Raw genomic sequence first — 20239 nt, 5'->3', positions numbered from 1 at the left:
GAACATCGGTTCAAGACCACGAGGCCGCTGAGGAAGCGCTGCGTCACGCAGGGTTTAAGCAGTAAGCCTGGGCCGTTGAACGATCGCCTTGCCGTCAATCGACAAACGTCCACAAAGAGGTGGAACCGTTGCTCGTGAGGGACCGGCGCGGACGGCCGGATCACTCCGATAACTGCCATTGAAGCCCTGGCGGCTCGAACGGCGGCTTCGGGTCGGCAAGGAGCATTCGAATTTCTCGTAAGCGAGGCCGTCCCTGGAACGTCGAGTGCCTGTCGAACACTTGAGTCGAAGCGAGGTGCACGATTGCGCCCTAGGTCCGCGCTTTACACCACGCTCAACTTGTCCACGACGCGCTGTACTCCCTTCGCTGACCACGCAGCCCCGCACGCAGCGCGCTTTTCTGCCAGCGAACTGACAGTACCTGTCAGCGTTACGACCCCGTCGTGCACGTCGATTGCGATGCTGGCGAACTCTCGCTGTGCACGTCGCGCAAGTGCTGCAGAAATCTGGGTGCCAACGTCCGCGGCGACTTTATCGGCCCGGACGGTGATCTGGTTCGACACACCCATTACTCCACGCATGCGGCTCACCAGCATTTCAGCGGCATGATGCTGATAGCCCCAGTCGACTTCGCCGGCAAGGGCCACGCAACCGCGTTCGACCTCGACCTGAATGGCGTCCTTGGGGAAGTCTTCCTGCCACTTGAGCGCCGATAGGATCGCGGTGGCGAGATCCTCGTCGCTGTGCGACGCAGGCGACGATTCCGGGACATTCAATTCGATCACGAGCGCGCGGCAGCCGGTCACGCGTTGCGTAGCCTTCTGCGCCGCGAGTTTCTGTGCGTAACTCGCCACTGCCCCCCGAGCGTAACGATGCGATCATGAACCGTTACCCTGGTCTGCCTGGCGTCGATTGCTGGGTCCCAGAGCAATTCCTGCTCGACGTCTTGTTTTAGCGCTTGATCTGACTTCATCCCGGTCTCCTGCACAATCGTCGACGGCGCCGAAGGACGCCGCCACGGCGACGCATCCCGCACGTGGCGTGATGCACAACTTCTAGCATCGTCCGAAGCGTTCTGGCTATGTTGATATCGATCAACCCAGAGCTTCGGTGTCCGCGGCCGCGGCCCGGCCCCGGCGCGCACCCGCTATGACGGTGATCGGCCAGAAACGGTTACATGCTCGGCGCGTTACTCGGACACTCGTAGGATTGCTATTCATTAGATAAACGACATTCGAAGCCGCGCACCTTCATGCTGCTCCACACCCCCGATCTCGTCAAACGCGGCAATTCCAGACCGTTTCAGGAGTTTGGAGCAGCCCCCGTAAGCCACTGGACGCGGTTATCGACGATGGCGCGATCCCGGACGGGCACCTCTACGAAGGAATACAACCATCCCGTCGCGCGGGAATTCTTCAGACCACGCGCTGACCACTCTCGGCGTGAAACTTCATCGCCCGGTGATAACGTGGGAAAGGAATAGTTGACCGGCAGGTCCGTACCGTCATTTTGTTGATCAGAGTCAACCAACCCGACTGGATCGGCGCGATGATCCAGCGAACGGCCACGTACCGTTCGCAAGATTTAGCGATTTAGTGGGGGTCGACGATGGGAATTGGTATGCAAATAGCCTATCTTGGCCTCCCGGGAACCGCATCCCTGGAGGCAGAAGCGGCCGTGCAACTATTGCGCCTTCAACCGTACGGCACCTACTTCTCGGATTGTCAACTGGTGATCGAGCATGTGGGCCAGCGCTCAGGAAGTAGTCTGTACGAGGTTCGCCTTGAAATCGGGACCGCCGCGCTCGCACTGAGACGCATCGCACGTTGCGTACGCGACAGCGCCGAAGCGGCTATTAGATGTGCGTTCAATAAGGCGGTGCGGGCACTCGAAATTCTTTCCGCACATGGCAAGCTGTGAAAAACAACAAGCGCAGCGGCGACATTATGTCTTCGGCCACTGGTCGAATCGACTATGAACATATACTGTCCGACGCGAACGGAGGAACGGCGGTTGCACCTCAGAAGCAGCCGTTAGGCTGCAGCTAGGCCCTGTGGCCGCAAGGGATCGAAGGCCCTTGGTTGTCGTCGCGGCCGTATCTCTGATAAGGCTTCGCTATAATCAATCGCTTCCCGGCGTCGCCATGTCGAAACAATGTCTTCCAAGCGAAACAGGTCCCCCGGCCGAGCCCGCAGGCCGCTGACGAAAGCACTTCTATTGCCGATGGCTCGCGCCTCCGCCAGTGAGCGGTCGCTGTCCTGTCATCTTGCGCTGGTCGCATGCCGCGACGGACATGGCAACAGCCATCTGGTCAATGAACTTATGCGCGCGGTGTACCTGAGCTGGTATCTGCAGCGTGCTGGTTATGGCAACCAACTGGTGGAGCAGTTCAAGGTCGCCGAATATGCGGTCGAGAACACCTTGGCGCACGCTCACGAGACGGGGAGTGGTGGCTTGCGTCTGAGGTAATCAGCGACTTTGAAGCGCTGCTTTCTCTCTATGACGCCCAGCTCGAAAGGGCTCCTCTTCACGAAGTATTCCAAGCGGAGCGGCAGCTGCGGGTTTTTCTGACGGGAACGGACCATTCCCCGATCCCGTAATCGCCGTATAGGTAAGCCTTGGCAGGTTACCATTCGTGGCCGAGCCCCCGCCGACTGGATCATTGCATAATTGATTGAGCTGTCGATATAGTTCGTATTCCTTTATAGTTTACATAATGATATTGATCAATTTCGGGTATATGCTGGACTGCGACATAGCGACCGCGGAGCGCGCGCCGGACGCGTTGTGAAAATCTGCCAAAGTCCTTGGGCAATTCCCTTCACGTGCAGGAAGGCGCATGAACACAACCGCTTTCGGCGCGAACTGATCGCGCCATTTGACTCGGCAGAATAGTTGTTCTGTTCGAGGTTGAGGAGGCGAGTACGACGAGCATCCTCGCTGTTCGGCACCAGCACGAGGATGACTATCACCAGGCAACCGCCTGCTCACCCGTTGCATCATCGAACAACCAGTCAAGGGCAGCGTGCGAGCGGCGAATCGTCGGCACGGTGAACGACGGACATCCTCGTTGCGGTCCTCCTGCAGAGTAGGGCTGGACAGTATCTCCGGAATCATGCCTCGTCACTCGGATCGAGTAGTTCGAGTCTGAATTGCCATCCTTCGAAGGCCATCAGGATCGCACCGAAATCGTTCCATTCCACACGCCGGCCATCGATGACGACACACGGCTGGCGGACGTCTTCGACCCCATTCCACTCGATACGGCCTCTGACCATTGTGTCAGCGACCTGCAGGCCACCAGCGTCCTCGCGTAGGTGTTTCATTGCCAATGCGCGCATCATCTTCTGCACAAGCTTTCCGAGCAGCACGAAGGGATCTGATCGCGGCTCGTCGAGAATCTGGAACCAGTATCCTTCTGATTCGTCGTCGTCCGCAAGTTCGAACGCTTCAAGCGAAAGCTGGTCCCCGAGCAGAAGGCTGCGGAAGTGGAATTCGTGCGAGCCGCCATCCATGTCGAGCAGACGAACCGGCGTGAACTGCGGATGTTCGAAGCCGACAATATCAGCCCACTGCGCCATGTCCTCGTTGAAACACCGGCTGCAGAGCAGGCGGTAGGTGCCGTCTGATGACGCCGCATTCACGGTATCGTACGGTGGCGTTCTCGCGCCGCAACGGACGCAGGTTTGCTCGGTCATCAATGCACCATCACGTATCGCCCGGCAAGGACGTTGCATCATTGTCGCATGTGCGTCAGGGTGCGCGTCGGCCCGCTCAAAGACGATTTTTATGCGCGGCAGCGCAGCCTTCAGCATGGCGTACCACCCTCAAAGGAGTTGCACGACGAACTTGCCGGTTGATTTCGTGAGATCTGTCGGGTGATGCGGTCGCCTTCTGGATCTACGCCCCAAATGCTGCAACCGGCTCGGGTAACCAAGGTATCGGCACGTCACTCGCGAATGTTCTGCCAGGGATTGATACTGTTGAAGTCGCTGACCGTCTTTCTCGCGAGGTTGTCGACAGTCTTCTTTCCCTTAACTGGCGTGTGTGAACGGCAACTGGCGTGGTCCCTCCGATCGAAGGGTCGCACGCAATCCTGGTTGATTGCCAGGACTACCACCGAGGTACATAGACATGACTCGAATGTACAACCCTCCGCAGCGGGGCGAGACGCTATGCGAGGACATGCCGACGGCGCTCGTAGTGTCGATTACTCAAGCCGCCAAGCAGTTCGCCGTCGCGCGCAGCTCTTTCGCGCATCCTGAACGAGCATACCGGCATCTCGCCGGAGACAGTGCTGCGCCTCGAACAGTGGCTCGGCGTCGCGAACGGTGGCAGCGCGGCCGTCAGTGCGGGCGTTATCGTGACGACGGCTTTGACTATTGTCTCGTTTCCAGCAACAGTCATTTCATACATTAGGTATTTACCCTAACGATAGTCCCTCTTAGACTGTGTCCATGGGCTGCAAACAAGTGCGTTTGTAGCACCACATAAAACAATCTCTGGAGGTAGGAATCATGAAATCGCTCATCAAAGCTGTCGCTGTTGCACTCGTCCTCTCAGCTCCGGTCGCATCGTTTGCTCAATCGAACCAACCGGTTACGCGCGCTGAAGTCCGCGCTCAACTGGTCCAGCTCGAAAAGGCCGGCTATAACCCGTCGACCGCAAACAGCGACGATTATCCGCAGAACATCCAGGCTGCAGAAGCCCGTGTCGCTGCGCAAAACCAGCTTGCACAAGCTGACACATCTGGAGTTGGTGGCGTCGTTAGCGGTTCGTCGGTGGCCGGCGTCCATGCCTACAAGAGCGAGGCAGAAGCCACTGGCCCGCACTCGATCTACTTCGGTCAATAACCGGTCAGGTTGGCAAGCCGCTGGCACACCAAGCGGCCGCCAGCATCGCTTCACCTCCTGGGTGAGCAGTAGGTCTGCGCACCGCCATTCACGCAACTGGCTCGCTATCGAGGTAACTGCCGTGGCGAGCCAGTTGCGTATCAAATACCTCCACCGCCAGATATTCTGGCGGGTTTGCCCAGCGACCCTGTCTGGGCTTTTTTTGGTGCGCCGAACTGGACTGAGGACTCGCACCCCTAACTGTTGCACATGCGAAGCACTTCTAGTGGAACGCAACGGTTTCCATGGTTTATAAATGCAACTAACCGTCTAATACCAACTCCCAACTCACAACACCAAACCCAAGTCTGCAAAGGGTGAGGGCGAACCGTGCACCCCTACGTCCGTCGTCTCTAGTGCTGGGGGCGGTCCGCCGCCGAGCGTGCTCTGGTAAATTGGAAGCGATTGACAGCAACGGCAACAGTTAGCCGATGAACCCACGTGTTGTGATGGACGTGCTTGATTTCACCGCTGGCGTGTCGTCGGACGGGAGCGAAATCGCCTTCCGGTTGCCAGACCCATTGATGACGCCGAGTGTGTAATTCCGCGCGAGGCACCCGACGTCCATTTCTGGCTGTCGGTAGGCGCCGGTGCTGGTGGTCGATGGTAAGGGTGCGTCTGTCGATCTGAGGCATGAGCCTGTCCTTCCTTCGATCTTCGATCGTCTATATCTTCGGGAGCGAGCGGGATCATCGCGTTCAGGTGCCCGAAGATGCGCTATTCAGTCGCGAAGCCACGGTAGGGCGCCAGTGGCACGATGCAGACCGCCTCTTGCATGCCCAAACCAAACAACGGCAGCCTGTTCAGGGCAGACTTTGCGCCGTCTTCGGACTCGACTTCGAGCAGGAGGCATGCGCCCCCCACGTCGCCACGGTGCCAAATGTGGCGCACGATGCCCTCGCCATAGAGTTTGCGAACGGCGGCGGTTTCGGCTGCGAGCCTCTCAGGGGTATATTCGGAGTCCGGAAATTTTTCGCTACGGCGGCGGGTTATGACGATGTATTGCATTTGATTGCTCCTGGTGTGTTGCCTCGAAGGGGAGCGCAGCGGAGCGTTGGGGGGGCCGGATTGTGCCTCCAATGATGACTACGCGTGTCAGCTCTCAAGAGGTAGAAGGCGGGAAAACCTCAGGGTTCGAACGAGGTTGCGGTGGCCCGCTCGCGCCAGGCCGCCATGTCGGAATGTACTTTCGCGATCTTTTCATCAATCCTGGCAAAGGCATCGGCGCCCAGCGGCAGCCGCAATGGCGGGGCCTCGGATTGCGCAGCCGCAATGATCACCTGCACAGCCTTCGCCGGATCGCCGGGCTGGCTACCATCGCGGCTTCCGACGTTCGCGCGTGTCACGCCGGCGGTGGACGCGTAGTCCTCGATCACGCGCTCGGCTTTGGACATGGATTGCGACGACAGGAATTCGGTCCGGAAGTAACCGGGCTCGACGATCATCACGCGAATGCCGAAAGGTTTCACCTCCAGGGCAAGCGCTTCGGACATGCCTTCGACGGCAAATTTGGTCGCGTTGTAGATCCCGAACCCGGCCGAACCCGCCATGCCGCCAACCGACGAGAAGTTGATGATCAGGCCGGAACGCTGTTCTCTGAATGAGGGTAGAACCGCTTGTATGACGTTCAGCGTTCCAAACACATTCGTTGCGAACACATGTCGCGCTTCATCCGGCGAGACCTCCTCGACCGCGCCGACCATGCCGAAGCCGGCATTGTTGACTGCTACATCGATTGGCCCGACGGTCTCGATGATATCCAGGACGACTGCGTGCGCATCCTCCGGGTTCGTCACGTCGAGCTTGAATACGGTCAGATTTTCATGGCGAAGATCGCTGAGGCCGCTGCGTGTCGTACCAGCGACATGGTGTCCATTCTTCAGAAGTGCTTCCGACAATTGCTTTCCGAAGCCTCGGGAAATTCCAGTTATCAACCAGTTCGACACGATTTAACTCCTCTGCGTTGTTCATCTCGTGCAAAAAGGATACGATTGGCCACGCTCACCGTCCAATTGACTATCATCGGCTCTGTGATTAGATAACCTTATGAGCCCGATCGACGTTAAACATCTGCGCTATTTTGTCGGCGTCGCCGACGAATTGCATTTCGGACGCGCGGCAGCAAAGCTCGCGGTAACGCAGCCAGCGTTGAGCCAGCAGATCGCGGCGCTGGAAGCCATTCTGGGTGTGCAGCTTCTGGTCCGTGATCGCAGAGGCGTCGTACTGACGGCCGCAGGTGAGGTCTTTCAGGCGCAGGCCATCGAGATCCTGGCCCAGATGGAAACGATGGTAGAAGTCACGCGTCGCACCGCATTTCAAAACGAACAGCGGATCGCGATCGCTATGGTCGAATACACCGATCTGCCCTTCATCGTGCCTGCGTTGACGGAACTGCAGAAGCTCTATCCCAACGTCAAGATCAACCGCAAGGAGATGGTGTCAACGCAGCAAATCAAGGCCCTGATCACCCACCAGATCGACATTGGCATTGGCGTGCTGTTGACGAATGAAGATCAGACTGCGAACGTTTCGACCCGGTTTGTCCTCGACGGGCGATGGCTATTGGCCGCGCCGCGCATTCACCGGCTAGCCCAGGTCAAGGTTATTCATCTGACAGATCTCCTGGACGAAAACCTGATCATCTTTTCCCGCAATGTCAACGAGCCGCTCTACGATGCTGTTCTGGCGAGCTTCCAACGCGCCAAGGTTGAGCCAAACTTCGTCTACGAGACCACACAAGCGCAGATCGGTCTGCGCATCGTCAAGGATAGTGGCGGACTAATGCTCGGCGCCGACTACGTGTTGAGAGAGAGGCACGATGACATCGTCTATATCCCGATCGAAGGGCTCCCGAATTTGAACGTGCATATCTTTTGGCGGGAGCAGGAAAGCTCCGGTCTCGTCCTGGACTTCGTGGAGTTCCTGGCTGAGGCGGCACTGCGTGACTGAAGGCACACGGCGTCTTTCCGCTGTGCTGGGATCGAGAAACCGCGTCGGGTAAATATCTTTCAACTATCTTCGCAACGACCGTGGGGTCAACCCCGTTGTACCGTTTTCTGTCTATGGCGAACCACAAGAATCAACATCCGGAATCGAACGCTACCCCATCGAATAGATCGCTCGAGCGAGGGCTCGAACTGCTGCGCGCGTTCGGTCCCGGTGCGACGCTTCTCGGCAACGGAGAACTCGCGGAACGCACCGGCCTGCCGAAGGCGACGGTGAGCCGCCTGACGCGAACACTCGTGGAGGCGGGCTATCTCGAGCACGATGTGGTACGCAGGGCGTACAGACTGGGCCTGCCCGTACTCAGTTTGGCGCAGGCGTTGCGCAGCGGATCCACAGTACTCAATGCTGCAGGACCGCTAATCCGCGACACTGTCCAGGCAAAGCGCATCAATGTCGGAATCGCAGGCGCCGACCGGGAAGAGATGGTCTACCTTGAGTCCATTCGTTATAACCAGCGAGCCTCATTACGTACGATTGTCTCGGGACAACGCGTGCCGATGGAACTGACTTCGCTCGGGCGCGCGTATCTCGCAGCGCTGCCGCAGGCGGAATTCACCGCCCTGATGGACGCGTTCAAGCGGCGCAAACGGTGCGGCTGGGAGCGTCTCGAGCGGGAAATCACTGAAGCTGTAGACGATGTGCGCCGAAGTGGCTTCTGCGTTGCAAGCTGGCAGCCGGAGGTGATCGCACTCGCGACGCCCCTCGCCATTCCTGGACATCGTTTGCTGGTCCTCAACTTTAGCGTCCGTACGGCGGCGTCAAACGACAGCGTTGTAAGCGAACTCGCGGCGCCCCTGCTGCGTCTGCGCGACGAGATTACAGCCGCGTGCGCGCGCCTGGAAGGCTGAAGACTGCACGCTTCTCTTTCATTCCCGGCGTTCACTGATCGCGCGCGCTGGAATACCTAGCACCACTGCAAGACCGCCGAGAATGGAGACGAACGCAACCGCATAGAGGCCCACGGCGCTGCTGCCGAAGTGCGTCGATGCATAGCCGATGACCGAAGGTGCCGAAATCCCGCCAAACTGGCCGAGGCTGCTAATGAGGCCGATGCCGCTTGCTGCCGCGGTGCTCGACAGGTATGCGGGTGGGATGGTCCAGAACAGCGACAGCATGCCCAGATAACCAGCCGTCGCGATGCAAAGCAGTGCTACCAGAATGCCTGCGTGATTCGCCGCCGCCGGCAAAAGCGCGACGCCCAGCGCGGCCATCAATGCGCTTGCCATGAAATGCCACCGCCTCTCCAACATGCGATCCGAGTTCCGGCCGAGCAGGTACATCGCGACTGCGCCGGCCACATACGGAATCGCGGAAAGAAGCCCAATGTGCCAGTAGTTCGATACGCCGCTTTTCTGGATCACGCTCGGTGCCCAGATGTGCACGACGATGCTCGCCCACGGCACACTGAAATAGGCGAACGTCAGGAAATAGAACTTTGGCTCCTTCAATGCGACCCAGATCGAACCATGAGCGCGTGCGGCCTTCGTTTGCGCGTCCCGGTTAAGCTCCGCCAGCAGGAGAGCCTTCTCGCCGTCCGAGAGCCAGGTCGCCTGATCGGGGCGGTCCGTCAGATAGACATAGGCAAAGACACCGGCGATCACTGAAGGAAATCCTTCGAGAAGGAACAGCCATTGCCAGCCGTTGTAGCCAAGTAAGCCCGACATGCTATTGAGAATCCATCCCGACACGGGTCCACTGATAATGCCGGATACGCAGATCGCCGTCATAAAGATTGACGTGACTCGGGCCCGCCGCGCGGCCGGAAACCAGTAGGTGAAATAGAGAATCACGCCCGGGAAGAATCCTGCTTCTGCTGCGCCCAGCAATACGCGCGCGATGTAGAACTGCGTCGGCGTCTGCACGAATGCGGTGCCCGCCGAAACGATGCCCCATAGCGCCATGATCCGCATGAGCGTTTTTCTCACGCCGACTCGGGCGAGCCACAGGTTGCTCGGCACCTCGAAAAGCATGTAACCCACGTAGAAGAGCCCTACGCCCAGACCGAATGCGGCGTCGGAAAGACCAATGTCACGCGAGAACTGTAGGTGCGCAAAGCCGATATTGGCGCGATCCAGATACGCGAAGACGTAACAAATAAAGAGGAACGGCAGCAGCCGCCAGGTGACTTTCCGGTAGACAGCCTCTGTCTGTGGTTGCGCGACGGCGCTTACGTCGATCGGATTGGAACGGGCTGCGTGCATCATGTCTCCGGGCTTGTATGGACCGCAGGATCGTTCATGGCAAGTGTCCTGCGTTGGAATCCATTATCGGCGCCGAACGCTCGATGACAATCAGTCAATTCCATCCAGTGGAATTGCTCAACCCTAGGGATAAAACTCGCTCCGTTCCACAGAATGGAATTGATGGGGTGTCGCGGGTGGCCGGTGGGGCTAAGCTGCATTGGCAGTTTGATCAGTCAGTCGACTCCAATTCAACCATCGAGACGCGCATGAGCACATCCATCATTCAAGTCACCATCGACTCACAGGTCGCCACGATCGCGCTGAATCGTCCTGAAAAGCGTAACGCCATCACCAACGAAATGCGTGCCGAACTGATCGCGGCGCTGGAGACCGTGTCGCGCGACCGTGACGTACGCGCCGTGGTGTTGACTGGCAACGGCAAGGGATTTTGCGCTGGGGGTGATGTAAGCGGCATGGCGCAACGTATGGAAGCGCCCGCCGGCGAGGTTGCGTTCAATGGTTGGTCCCGTCAGCAACTCGTGCACTACACAGTCGATCTACTTTACTCGATGCCCAAACCTACCATCGCCGCAGTCAACGGCGCAGCGGCCGGCCTCGGTGCTGATATGGCGCTCTCCTGCGACTTTGTCCTCGCGTCGCAGGATGCGAGCTTCACGTGGAGCTACATCAAACGCGGGCTGATTCCCGACGGCGGTGGCATGTACTTTTTGCCGCGACGGGTCGGCCTCGCGCGGGCGAAGGAACTGATTTTCAGCGGGCGCAAGGTGGATGCAAAGGAAGCGCTGGAAATCGGCATCGCGGATCGCCTGAGCGAGCCGGATTCGCTCATCACCGACGCTCACGCCTGGGCCGCTGAATTGAGCCAGGGTTCGGCCACAGCGCTCGCGCTGGGCAAGAGCATTCTCAACCAGAGCTACGAACTGTCCGCGCATCAGGTGTTTGCACAAGGCAGCCAGGCACAGGCCGTCTGCTACACAAGCCGTGAACATCGCGACTCGGTGCTCGCATTCCTGAACAAAACCAAGTGAGCACGAAGGAGATCGACATGAACGCAATTTCAAAATTGATGCATCCGGCGAGCGTAGCGGTAATCGGCGCATCGGCGGACGCAGCCAAGACTTCAGGCCGCCCAGTGGCTTACCTCAGGAAGCACGGCTTCGGCGGCGACATCTACCCTGTTAACCCGCGTTACGACTCGATCGATGGCCTGCCCTGTTATCCCGATGTAGCGTCCTTGCCGCACGCGCCCGATGTCGGCATGGTGCTGCTTGGGGCCGAGCGCGCCCACGTTGCGGTGCGGGATTTGGCGAGCCGCGGAACGAGCGCGGCAATCGTGCTGGCGAGTGGCTATGCAGAGATCGGCGAGGAAGGTGCCAGACGTCAGGCGCAATTGATCGAGGCAGCAGGGTCCATGCGCCTGCTCGGCCCGAATACGATCGGGCTCGTCAATCTCACCGATCGCATCACGCTGTCAGCAAGCGGTGCGCTGGAGACCGACGCTTTCACAGTTGGTGGGATCGGCGTGGTATCACAAAGCGGGGGAATTCTTGGCTCGCTGTTGTCGCGGGCGGCAGCACGCGGTATTGGCCTGTCAAAGCTGGTGTCGACGAGCAATGAAGCAGATCTCGACATGGCAGACTTCGTCGATTATCTGGTTGACGATGATTCGACTTCCGTTATCGCGCTCTACATGGAAGGGCTGCGTCATCCGGACCGATTCCGGCGTGCGGCGTTACGGGCGGCGGCAGCAGGCAAGCCGGTCGTGGTGTTCAAGATCGGCCGCTCAGAATCCGGCGCACGCTCGGCGGTCTCGCATACGGGCGCGCTGGCCGGCTCCGACCGCATGTACGAAGCGCTTTTTAGCCAGGTCGGCGTGATTCGCGCCCAGACGTTTGCCGATTTACTCGACATTCCTCATGCGCTCGCTACGCGCCGCAAGCTCTCCGGGCGACGGGTGGCGATTCTGACCTCGACCGGCGGCGCGGGTACGCTCGTCACCGATACCCTCGGCATGGCGCACTTTGAGACCCCGCCTCCTGATGAAACGACTGCTGCAAAGCTGCGCGCGCTCCAGACCGGCGATCATGCAGTGCTCGACCGCAATCCGATCGACGTGACGCTCGCGGGTCTGCAGCCGGCTCTCCTGCGCGGTGCGATCGGCACGCTACTCGACAGTCCGACTTACGACGCGGTCGTGGTTATCGTTGGATCATCGGGCCTCGCGATGCCTGACCTGATGGCTGACGCGATCCGCAGTTCGCTGCCCGGGAGTGACAAACCCGTGATGGCATTTGTAAGCCCGCACGCGCCGGAGATCACACAGTTGCTTAACGGGCAGGGAGTGCCGGCGTTCTCATCGCCCGAAAGCGTGACGAGCGCACTTGCGGCGATGTGGCAGTACGGCGAGTACATGCACCGCACAGTGAGTTTGGACGAACAACACTCTGAAGCAGAAGTCAACGTGAGCGATCTACCCGCAGGATCACTAAACGAAGCGCAGTCGAAAGACCTTTTTGCCCGCTTCGGTGTGACAGCGGTACGCGAGCGTGTCGTCACGAACGCGAATGAAGCCGAAAGCGCCGCTCGCGAGCTGGGTGACAAGGTCGTGCTCAAACTGCTGTCGAACACGATCACCCACAAGAGCGATGTCGGCGGCGTAGCGGTTGGGGTCACTGCTGACAGCATCGGGGTGCGCTTGAACCGTATGCGGGACGACGTTGAAACCGCGACTGGCGTATCTGCGAATGCGTTTCTCGTTCAGGAAATGGTGACCGGTGGAACGGAACTGATTCTCGGTCTTCGTCGAGACCCATTGGGCACAGCATTGCTGCTCGGCATGGGCGGCGTCACAGCGGAATTGTTCAAGGACACGACGATGCGACTCCTCTCCAGCGAAGCGCCGCTGTCGCGCGATGACGCACTCGAGATGATTCATGAACTGAAAACGTGGCCGCTGCTCGACGGGTATCGTGGACGGCCGCGCGCTGATATTGATGCCCTCGTGACCGCAATCGTCGGCTTTGCGCGAATGGCGGTGCAGCTTGGCGGGCGTATTGTCGAAGCAGAAATCAATCCGATCTTCGTGTTGCCAGCAGGACAAGGCGTGCGGGCAGCCGACGGCGTTGCTGTACTCGCATCGGAGCCTCACGATGAATGACGAGGCTCTAGTCATACTCTCATCAAATTCTTGCTAAGAAGGCGCCTATCCTCATGAGATCGATGCGGCTCTCCAAGCCTTTGGCGTCGCGATGAGCCCCTTGGCCGTTGCTGACATGCTGGGACTTGATATCGCGTGGCGGATGCGCAGAGTTCGTGTAGCAAGTCGCCCTGCCGATGTACGCTATATCGACATTCCCAACAGGTTGTGCGAAGCGGGCTGCCTCGGGCGCAAGACGGGCGCGGGTTATTGTCAATACGCCGCCGGTTCAAACGCTCGCTAACGCCTCGATCGTCGCATCCAGAAGTGCACGTAGTCGCGCGACGCGACGCAGATCGCGGTGATAGCCAAGCCAGACATCGCGCCCAGGCGGCGCTTCGCCCAGATCGATCCGCCGAAGTCCAGGCGTCGCATCGCCAAGCGGGCAAGGCAGCACGGCGAAACCACTTCCTTCGACACACATGCGCGCCTGTACGCCACGATTGTTGCTGCCGAACACAATCTTCGCCTTGGGCAGCATGCGCTTGACCCACTCGACGTCGGGCAGCGAACCGAACGCGCTGTCCATGCTGATCAGCTTGTGTCCGTCACCTTCCCCGCAAGAAGGCGGGATCAGATCGACATGCCCGTACAGCGCATAGTCGATGTGCATGAGCTTGCGCTGGATGACGTCGGGTTCGTCAAAGGGCGTAATGCGGAACACCAGATCCGCTTCGCGCCGAGCGAGGTTGTAGAGGCGCGAATCCGTGACAAGCTCCAGCGAGATACCTGGGTGCTTCGCCAGAAAGCGCGCGAACACCGGCGTGAGTATGTGCATGCCGAACCAGTCCGACGACGAGACCCGCAGCAGCCCGGTTAGCTGCGTTTCCTTGCCGGTTAACGCGCGCGTGAAGCCAAGCGCTTCCTCCTCCATTCTCTCGGCATAGGACAGCACAACCGCGCCGTCGTCTGTCAGGACGAAGCCATCGCTGGTGCGCTGAAACAGCGTGTGTCCGAGCGCTTCCTCGAGCGCGCGCAACCGGCGGCCCATGGTCGGCTGGGTCTGTCCAACGCGCTTTGCAGCCGCCCCCAGCGTGCCGCAGCGGGCAATCGCCAGAAAGATCCGAACATCGCTCCAGTCGAACGTCATCTCATTCATTTTTGTTTGACATCTGTGCAATAACATTAATTTACATGCTTTCCGGCATGGCTCATTCTGCACGTATCAACTTGTTTGTTCCATCGGAAAGGAAATGATCATGACCATGCAGGCGCTCGTCCTCAATCGCTACAACGGCCCGCTCGAATTGACAGAAATCTCAATGCCACAAGCCGCGCACGGCCAGGTGCGGGTGCGCATTGCCGCGAGCGGCCTCAATCTGCTCGACACCAAGATACGCGCCGGAAGCGCAGCGCATGCCAAACATCCGCTGCCGCTGCTGTTAGGCATTGATATGGCCGGCGTAGTTGACGCCATTGGCCCCGGCGTCACCGCGTTCAAGGTCGGCGACGAGGTGTACGGGATGACGGGCGGCGTTGGCGGCATTCAGGGCTCGCTGGCCCAGTATGCAGCAGTCGATGCAGACCTCCTCGCGATCAAACCGGCCAATCTTTCGATGCGCGAAGCCGCGGCACTGCCCCTCGCGTTTATCACGTCGTATTCCGGCATTGTCGATCGGGCGCGTTTGCAAGCGGGGCAAACCGTGCTGGTACAGGGAGGAGCAGGCGGTGTCGGGCATATCTCGGTGCAACTGGCGCGCGCACTCGGTGCACAGGTCTTCACGACAGCGAGTTCACGGGACCACGATCTCGTTGCGCGTCTAGGCGCTACGCCGATCGATTACCGGGCGCAGTCTGTGGAGCAATACGTCGAATCATTGACGCAGGGCGCAGGCTTTGACCTGGTGGTAGACACCGTTGGCGGCCCAACGCTCGATGCTTCGTTCGCCGCAGTCAAACATTTTGGTCACGTGGTCAGCGCGTTGGGTTGGGGTACACATTCGCTGGCTCCGCTGTCGTTTCGCGAAGCGACGTACTCAGGGGTGTTCACCCTATATCCGCTCCTGACGGGTCTGCAACGCGCGCACCACGGAGAGATGCTGCGCGAAGCTACACGACTGGCGGAAGCCGGCAAGCTCATGCCGAATCTCGATCCTCGCCGGTTCGATCTAGGGTCAGCGGAACGCGCCTATGTTGCCATAACGGACGCTACCGCACGTGGGAAAATCGTGGTGGACGTCGCATAAGGTGCGCTGAGTTAACGTGAAAACTGGCTGGGGTTTCGATTTTGGCAGCAGCAAAGGGCCGCTATCAGCCGATGCCCCGCTGTTTGGTTACCTTTCGCGACTGTCTGTTCATGGCCGGAAGTACGCGTTCGCACAAACCGCCGGAAAGCTGCCATTGAGAATTCCAACATCCTCTCGGCGACACCGTCGTCGAACTGGTGCAATCGGCGAACAAGAGCCGTCGACGATTTTGATTCGGGCGGCAAAAATCAGCTTGATACCGGTCGTTCGATCACCGCCGACGGATGTTTCTGTTAGAGCCTCTTTCGCATGCACATGGCGGTCGAAGGGCACAGGACTGCGAACTGCCTGCACAACCGCACCTCGCTGGGTACATCGTCGCGACTTGCCAGCTCATAGCCGGCTCGCGCAAAAAAGCGCTCAGCAGTCGTTATCAGCAGCCAGACTTCCTGTTGGCCGAGTGAGCGTGCGTTGTCTTCAAGCAGTTCGACCAGCTTCCTTGCGACGCCTGTCCCGCGCCATTCTGGCGTGATGGCAAGCGATCGCAGGAGCACACTTGAGCCGAGCTGCTCGAGACCGCCGCTACCGACAACCGTTCCCCTTGCATCTTCGGCAACGAGGAATCCTTCGATGAGCGTCGTCGAGACATCTTCAACAGGTAGATCGTTCGCGTTTAACAGGTTTTGGATCGTGCCGAGGTCGGCTTCGTTGGCCTTTCTTATCTTCATGGCAGTATGCTCACTCGAAACTGGCCTGATGTTCGACAAATTTTTTGGCAGAGGCGAAGCGTATGGCGAGAATGAACGCAGCAGCTGAAATCAGCGACACCAACAGCACAGTCCATTCGACAGGCACATAATTGCTGCTGACCGTCCAGATCGCCGCGGCTGAAATCGGTGCGATCCCCTTGGCAATGTTCGAGGGCATCGATAGCAGTCCGCTCACAGCTCCATAGCCCTCCGTCCACATCACGTCCTGCACAATCGTCCCGCGCAGGATCGTCATCATGCCGTTGGCGCCACCGTAGACGACTGCGAACAGAATCAACAATGCAGACGACGTGCCTGCGCACATAAGAACAACAACCGACGCGGGAAACGCTGTTGTGATAACGATGCCGACAATCGACGGACGAACATTGCGGCCGATCGTGAACCACAGCACGCGCGCAAGCACCTGAGCCGGACCGATCACCGCCATTGTCATCAAGATCATTGCTGGCGACACTCGCGGCTCCGCCATGAGCGGGACCAGGTGGAAGGTCAGCGCCGCAAATGTCGCATAGTAGGCCGTGAAACAGACCGCAAGCGCCCAGAATGTCGGCGTCCGTAAAGCGCGCCCGGTTGCCGCTTCGTTGGTCGCCTTCAGCGCGGCCTTGTAGTCCCGATCGTCTTCGCGGGGCGCATCGCGACCGATTGCGAAAACATGTATGGGTAGACAGATTGCCAGATTGAATCCGGCAAGCGCGAGCAGCGCGTCTCGCCAGTGGAGAAAGTCGACCAGAACCTGTGTCAGGGGGATAAAGACGGTACTGGCGAAGCCGGCCACCAACGTGACCAATGTAATCTTTGTGCGAAAGCTGCCTGGAAAGTCCCGTGTGATCACCGCGAAAACCGGATCGTAAAGCGTCGCGGCCATTGCGACGCCAAGGCCGATCCAGACGACAAACAGTGTCACGAGGCTATGTGCCTGCGACCACAGCGCCAGCATCGCTGCGGCCAACACTGTCCCGCAGACCATGACACGCCGGCCGTGGCCGTGGTCGATCCACTTTCCGACCGGATAAGCCGCCAACCCTGAAATCAGCAGGCCGACCGAGAGCGCTGCGTTCGTCGCCGTCCGGCTCCATCCCATCGCTCCTTCCATCGGCACGACAAACAGGGAGAACGCGTAATAGATCGATCCCCAGGAAACGAGTTGCGCAACTGCGAGCGCCCACGTTGCGATAGTGTCGCGATCACTGTTGCGTCCGTCACTCCGTTTCGCTGTCGTCGGTGTCTGCATTCGTGGTCACTGCCTCATGGTTCATGGCGGCCGCCGCTAGTGTTATTGCAAGCTCCGGGTGCGCTTCTTTCCGTTCACTGTAACGATCTGTCAGGTAGTCCGAGCGGTCACGTACCAGCAGCGTGAACTTGTACAGTTCTTCCATCACGTCCACGACACGATCGTAATATGCCGAGGGTTTCATCCGACCGTTTGCGTCGAACTCCTGCCAGGCCTTCGCCACCGAAGACTGATTCGGGATGGTCACCATACGCATCCATCGCCCAAGAATGCGCAGCGCGTTCACCGCGTTGAACGATTGCGATCCACCGCACACCTGCATTACCGCGAGCGTGCGGCCTTGCGTAGGGCGAACGCCGCCGCTTTCCAGTGGTAGCCAGTCGATCTGGTTCTTGAATACTGCCGTCAAGGTTCCGTGACGTTCCGGGCTGCACCAGACATGCCCTTCCGACCACTCCGAGAGTTTCCGTAGTTCGACCACCTTCGGATGGTCGGCCGGCACGCTGTCAACAAGCGGCAGGCCGTGCGGATCGAAGACACGCGTTTCCGCCCCGAAATGGCGCAGGATGCGTTCGGCTTCGAGCGTGAGAAGTCGGCTGTACGACGTAGGACGCAACGAACCGTAGAGCAACAGGATTCGCGGCCCGTGCTGCGAAACTGCACGCGGTTCGAGCTTCTTCAGGTCAGGCGTGTCGAGATGCGGGGCGCTGACGTTAGGCGTGTCCTGCGTCATTAGAGAAGTCTCCTCCCGTCGCTATCGACAACCTGCTCTCCGTCCTCTTTCATGAATGATCCTTTCTGCCCAACAGGCAGGATGTCGAGCACGACCTCGGACGGCCGGCACAGACGGACGCCAAGCGGTGTCACGACTAGCGGGCGGTTAATCAGGATCGGATGTTCCATCATGGCATCAAGCAACTGCGCATCGGTCAAGGACGTATCGCTCAGACCGAGCTCGGCGTAAGGCGTGCCCTTTTCACGCAACGCGGCGCGTACCGTCAGGCCAGCTCGAGAAATCAGATTCTTCAATGTTTCCCGATCAGGCGGAGTCCTCAGATACTCGACAATTTGCGGCTCGATCCCGGCATTGCGGATCATTGCCAGCGTGTTGCGCGACGTACCGCAGTCGGGGTTGTGATAAATCGTGACGCTCATATCTGTTGCCCCCCTGTGCTGTGTTTCGTTTCGTACCAGTTCTGCGAGCGGTTGACAATGCCGACGACGACGAGCATCACCGGCACTTCGATCAGCACGCCAACCACTGTGGCCAGGGCTGCACCGGAATGGAACCCGAACAGACTGATTGCCGTCGCAACCGCTAGTTCAAAGAAATTGCTGGCACCGATCAAACTCGATGGCCCAGCGACGCAGTGCGCAACGCCGAGCCTGCGATTCAACAGGTAAGCGAGGCCGGAATTGAAGAACACCTGTATCAGGATCGGCACCGCGAGCATGGCGATAACGAGCGGTTCCTTGACGATTGCCTGTCCCTGAAAGGCAAACAGCAGGACGAGTGTCGCGAGCAGCGCGCTGATCGAGTACGGGCCGAGATGTGCGACCACCTGCCGGAAATGCGCTTCTCCTCTGGCCAGCAAATGCCGGCGCAGCAACTGGGCAAGGATGACGGGAATGACGATGTATAACCCAACCGAAATGATCAACGTATCCCATGGCACCGTAATCGCGGACAGGCCAAGCAGGAGCGCTACAAGGGGCGCGAATGCCACGATCATGATGGAGTCATTCAGCGCCACCTGAGAGAGCGTGAAATACGGATCGCCTTTGCAGAGTTGTGACCACACGAACACCATGGCCGTGCAGGGGGCCGCGGCCAGCAGGATCAGGCCGGCAATATAGCTGTCGAGCTGGTCGGCGGCAAGCCACGACGCAAACACATGACGGATGAAAATCCAGCCCAGCAATGCCATGGAGAAGGGCTTGACGAGCCAGTTCACGAACAGCGTCACGCCGATGCCGCGCCACTGGCTCCTCACCTGGGTCATCGCGCCGAAATCGATCTTGATCAGCATCGGAATGATCATCACCCAGATCAGCACACCGACAGGAAGATTGACGTGCGCCACTTCCATCCGGCCGATCGCCTGGAAAAGCTGGGGCAGCACCTGCCCGACCAGGATGCCGCCCACGATGCAGAGGGCAACCCAGACCGTCAGATACCGCTCGAAAAATCCGATTGCCGGCCGTGCCGTGCCGATCGCTGTATCAGTGCTGCTCATTTGATTCCTCTGCGGGCTTGTCACCGATCGCGCGCATTTCGCGCTGAATCGCATTACGGTCCAGCACATGCAGAGGCAGATTCACGAACTGACTCACGCGGTTCATGATCTGCCGATAGACCTTGCTGAATACCTTGCGTTTCTCGTCGTCGCTACCCTCGAAAGCCGCCGGGTCCTCGAAACCCCAATGTGCCGTCATCGGGTGGCCTGGCCAGATTGGACAGACTTCACCCGCAGCCTGGTCGCAGACCGTGATGACGAAATCCATGTGCGGAGCGTCAGGCGTCGCAAACTCGTCCCAGCTCTTGCTGCGGAGCCCCGCTGTGTCATAACCCAGCGCTTCACAGCGTTCAATGGCGAACGGGTTCACCGCCCCGGATGGGTGACTGCCGGCGCTATACGCCTGAAATTTGCCCTTCCCAAGTACGTTGAAAAGCGCTTCGGCCATGATGCTGCGCGCGCTGTTGCCCGTGCAGAGAATGAGAATCGAGTAAGGTTTGTCGCTCACGGACGG

19 protein-coding genes and 3 pseudogenes are annotated in these 20239 nt (G+C 59.2%); 9 read left to right on the top strand and 13 right to left on the bottom strand.

Going from position 1 to position 20239, the window contains the following annotated elements; translation table 11 throughout:
• Nucleotides 1-323: 323 nt before the first annotated feature.
• Nucleotides 324-973: pseudogene (locus FSO04_RS04660) on the bottom strand (BON domain-containing protein).
• A gap of 647 nt (nucleotides 974-1620) precedes the next feature.
• Here FSO04_RS04660 and FSO04_RS04655 point away from each other — a divergent pair.
• Together FSO04_RS04655 and FSO04_RS04650 are read left to right on the top strand one after the other, a co-directional pair.
• Complete coding sequence (locus FSO04_RS04655) at nucleotides 1621-1920, top strand: hypothetical protein (RefSeq protein WP_233464742.1); 300 nt, start codon at nucleotides 1621-1623, stop codon at nucleotides 1918-1920.
• A 303-nt stretch (nucleotides 1921-2223) separates the two neighbouring features.
• Complete coding sequence (locus tag FSO04_RS04650) at nucleotides 2224-2469, top strand: hypothetical protein (protein ID WP_233464741.1); 246 nt, start codon at nucleotides 2224-2226, stop codon at nucleotides 2467-2469.
• Nucleotides 2470-3113: 644 nt separating this feature from the next.
• On the opposite strand, the gene FSO04_RS04645 is transcribed toward FSO04_RS04650, so the two are convergent.
• Together FSO04_RS04645 and FSO04_RS49065 are read right to left on the bottom strand one after the other, a co-directional pair.
• Nucleotides 3114-3581, bottom strand: a complete 468-nt coding sequence (locus FSO04_RS04645; protein ID WP_233464740.1) for a DUF7713 domain-containing protein — start codon at nucleotides 3579-3581, stop codon at nucleotides 3114-3116.
• Nucleotides 3582-3698 (bottom strand): annotated as a pseudogene (locus FSO04_RS49065) (DUF7685 domain-containing protein); the annotation flags it as partial.
• 819 nt (nucleotides 3699-4517) lie between these two features.
• On the opposite strand from FSO04_RS49065, the gene FSO04_RS04640 reads away from it, so the two are divergent.
• Nucleotides 4518-4853 carry a DUF4148 domain-containing protein gene (locus FSO04_RS04640; protein WP_154558575.1) on the top strand — a complete coding sequence of 112 codons (336 nt, stop codon included), beginning with the start codon at nucleotides 4518-4520 and terminating at the stop codon, nucleotides 4851-4853.
• A 756-nt stretch (nucleotides 4854-5609) separates the two neighbouring features.
• Here FSO04_RS04640 and FSO04_RS04635 read toward each other — a convergent pair.
• Nucleotides 5610-5900 carry a muconolactone Delta-isomerase family protein gene (locus tag FSO04_RS04635; RefSeq protein WP_097389185.1) on the bottom strand — a complete coding sequence of 97 codons (291 nt, stop codon included), beginning with the start codon at nucleotides 5898-5900 and terminating at the stop codon, nucleotides 5610-5612.
• 119 nt (nucleotides 5901-6019) lie between these two features.
• On the bottom strand, nucleotides 6020-6838 hold the full coding sequence (locus tag FSO04_RS04630) for an oxidoreductase (protein WP_168435566.1): 819 nt from the start codon (nucleotides 6836-6838) through the stop codon (nucleotides 6020-6022).
• Nucleotides 6839-6938: 100 nt separating this feature from the next.
• Between FSO04_RS04630 and FSO04_RS04625 the strand changes: the two genes are divergently transcribed.
• Together FSO04_RS04625 and FSO04_RS04620 are read left to right on the top strand one after the other, a co-directional pair.
• Nucleotides 6939-7841 carry a LysR family transcriptional regulator gene (locus FSO04_RS04625; protein WP_154558574.1) on the top strand — a complete coding sequence of 301 codons (903 nt, stop codon included), beginning with the start codon at nucleotides 6939-6941 and terminating at the stop codon, nucleotides 7839-7841.
• 113 nt (nucleotides 7842-7954) lie between these two features.
• Nucleotides 7955-8746 carry an IclR family transcriptional regulator gene (locus tag FSO04_RS04620; RefSeq protein ID WP_154558573.1) on the top strand — a complete coding sequence of 264 codons (792 nt, stop codon included), beginning with the start codon at nucleotides 7955-7957 and terminating at the stop codon, nucleotides 8744-8746.
• Between the two features lie 18 nt (nucleotides 8747-8764).
• Here the strand turns inward: FSO04_RS04620 and FSO04_RS04615 are convergent, their stop codons facing one another.
• Nucleotides 8765-10099: an MFS transporter gene (locus FSO04_RS04615; RefSeq protein WP_154558572.1), complete on the bottom strand. Its 1335-nt coding sequence runs from the start codon at nucleotides 10097-10099 to the stop codon at nucleotides 8765-8767.
• A 248-nt stretch (nucleotides 10100-10347) separates the two neighbouring features.
• Between FSO04_RS04615 and FSO04_RS04610 the strand changes: the two genes are divergently transcribed.
• The 3 genes and pseudogenes from FSO04_RS04610 to FSO04_RS04600 form a co-directional block, all read left to right on the top strand.
• A complete protein-coding gene (locus FSO04_RS04610; RefSeq protein WP_154558593.1) occupies nucleotides 10348-11130 on the top strand; it encodes an enoyl-CoA hydratase/isomerase family protein in 783 nt (260 codons plus the stop codon).
• Between the two features lie 17 nt (nucleotides 11131-11147).
• A complete protein-coding gene (locus tag FSO04_RS04605; protein ID WP_154558571.1) occupies nucleotides 11148-13259 on the top strand; it encodes an acetate--CoA ligase family protein in 2112 nt (703 codons plus the stop codon).
• A gap of 49 nt (nucleotides 13260-13308) precedes the next feature.
• A pseudogene (locus tag FSO04_RS04600) lies at nucleotides 13309-13542 on the top strand (3-hydroxyacyl-CoA dehydrogenase family protein); the annotation flags it as partial.
• On the opposite strand, the gene FSO04_RS04595 reads toward FSO04_RS04600, so the two are convergent.
• A complete protein-coding gene (locus tag FSO04_RS04595) occupies nucleotides 13528-14397 on the bottom strand; it encodes a LysR family transcriptional regulator (RefSeq protein ID WP_154558570.1) in 870 nt (289 codons plus the stop codon). The pseudogene FSO04_RS04600 and the gene FSO04_RS04595 overlap by 15 nt on opposite strands.
• 100 nt (nucleotides 14398-14497) lie before the next feature.
• Here FSO04_RS04595 and FSO04_RS04590 point away from each other — a divergent pair, with 100 nt between their 5' ends.
• Nucleotides 14498-15484 carry a zinc-dependent alcohol dehydrogenase family protein gene (locus FSO04_RS04590; RefSeq protein WP_154558569.1) on the top strand — a complete coding sequence of 329 codons (987 nt, stop codon included), beginning with the start codon at nucleotides 14498-14500 and terminating at the stop codon, nucleotides 15482-15484.
• Between the two features lie 293 nt (nucleotides 15485-15777).
• Here FSO04_RS04590 and arsN2 read toward each other — a convergent pair whose 3' ends face one another.
• From arsN2 to FSO04_RS04560, 6 genes are read right to left on the bottom strand one after another with little or no spacing between them, the layout of a single operon-like run.
• The gene (gene arsN2 / locus FSO04_RS04585; protein ID WP_154558568.1) at nucleotides 15778-16251 is read right to left on the bottom strand and encodes an arsenic resistance N-acetyltransferase ArsN2; all 474 of its coding nucleotides are present in this window, start codon (nucleotides 16249-16251) and stop codon (nucleotides 15778-15780) included.
• Nucleotides 16223-17488: an MFS transporter gene (locus FSO04_RS04580; protein WP_154558567.1), complete on the bottom strand. Its 1266-nt coding sequence runs from the start codon at nucleotides 17486-17488 to the stop codon at nucleotides 16223-16225. Before FSO04_RS04580 ends, arsN2 begins: the two co-directional genes overlap by 29 nt.
• Nucleotides 17457-18221, bottom strand: coding sequence for an arsenical resistance protein ArsH (gene arsH / locus FSO04_RS04575; protein ID WP_154558566.1), 765 nt, complete (start codon nucleotides 18219-18221; stop codon nucleotides 17457-17459). The genes FSO04_RS04580 and arsH overlap by 32 nt, the downstream gene beginning before the upstream one ends.
• Nucleotides 18221-18643 carry an arsenate reductase (glutaredoxin) gene (arsC, locus tag FSO04_RS04570; protein WP_154558565.1) on the bottom strand — a complete coding sequence of 141 codons (423 nt, stop codon included), beginning with the start codon at nucleotides 18641-18643 and terminating at the stop codon, nucleotides 18221-18223. The genes arsH and arsC overlap by 1 nt, the downstream gene beginning before the upstream one ends.
• Nucleotides 18640-19725 (bottom strand): ACR3 family arsenite efflux transporter, encoded by a 1086-nt coding sequence (arsB, locus tag FSO04_RS04565; protein ID WP_154558564.1) that lies wholly within the window; start codon nucleotides 19723-19725, stop codon nucleotides 18640-18642. Before arsB ends, arsC begins: the two co-directional genes overlap by 4 nt.
• Nucleotides 19712-20233: an arsenate reductase ArsC gene (locus tag FSO04_RS04560; protein ID WP_168435565.1), complete on the bottom strand. Its 522-nt coding sequence runs from the start codon at nucleotides 20231-20233 to the stop codon at nucleotides 19712-19714. The genes arsB and FSO04_RS04560 overlap by 14 nt, the downstream gene beginning before the upstream one ends.
• Between the last annotated feature and the right edge of the window lie 6 nt (nucleotides 20234-20239).

The sequence above is a fragment of the Paraburkholderia madseniana genome (genome assembly GCF_009690905.1).
GTDB classification, from domain to species: domain Bacteria; phylum Pseudomonadota; class Gammaproteobacteria; order Burkholderiales; family Burkholderiaceae; genus Paraburkholderia; species Paraburkholderia madseniana.
Note: the sequence above shows the minus strand (reverse complement) of the source record. Positions and strands in the feature narration are given on the sequence as shown.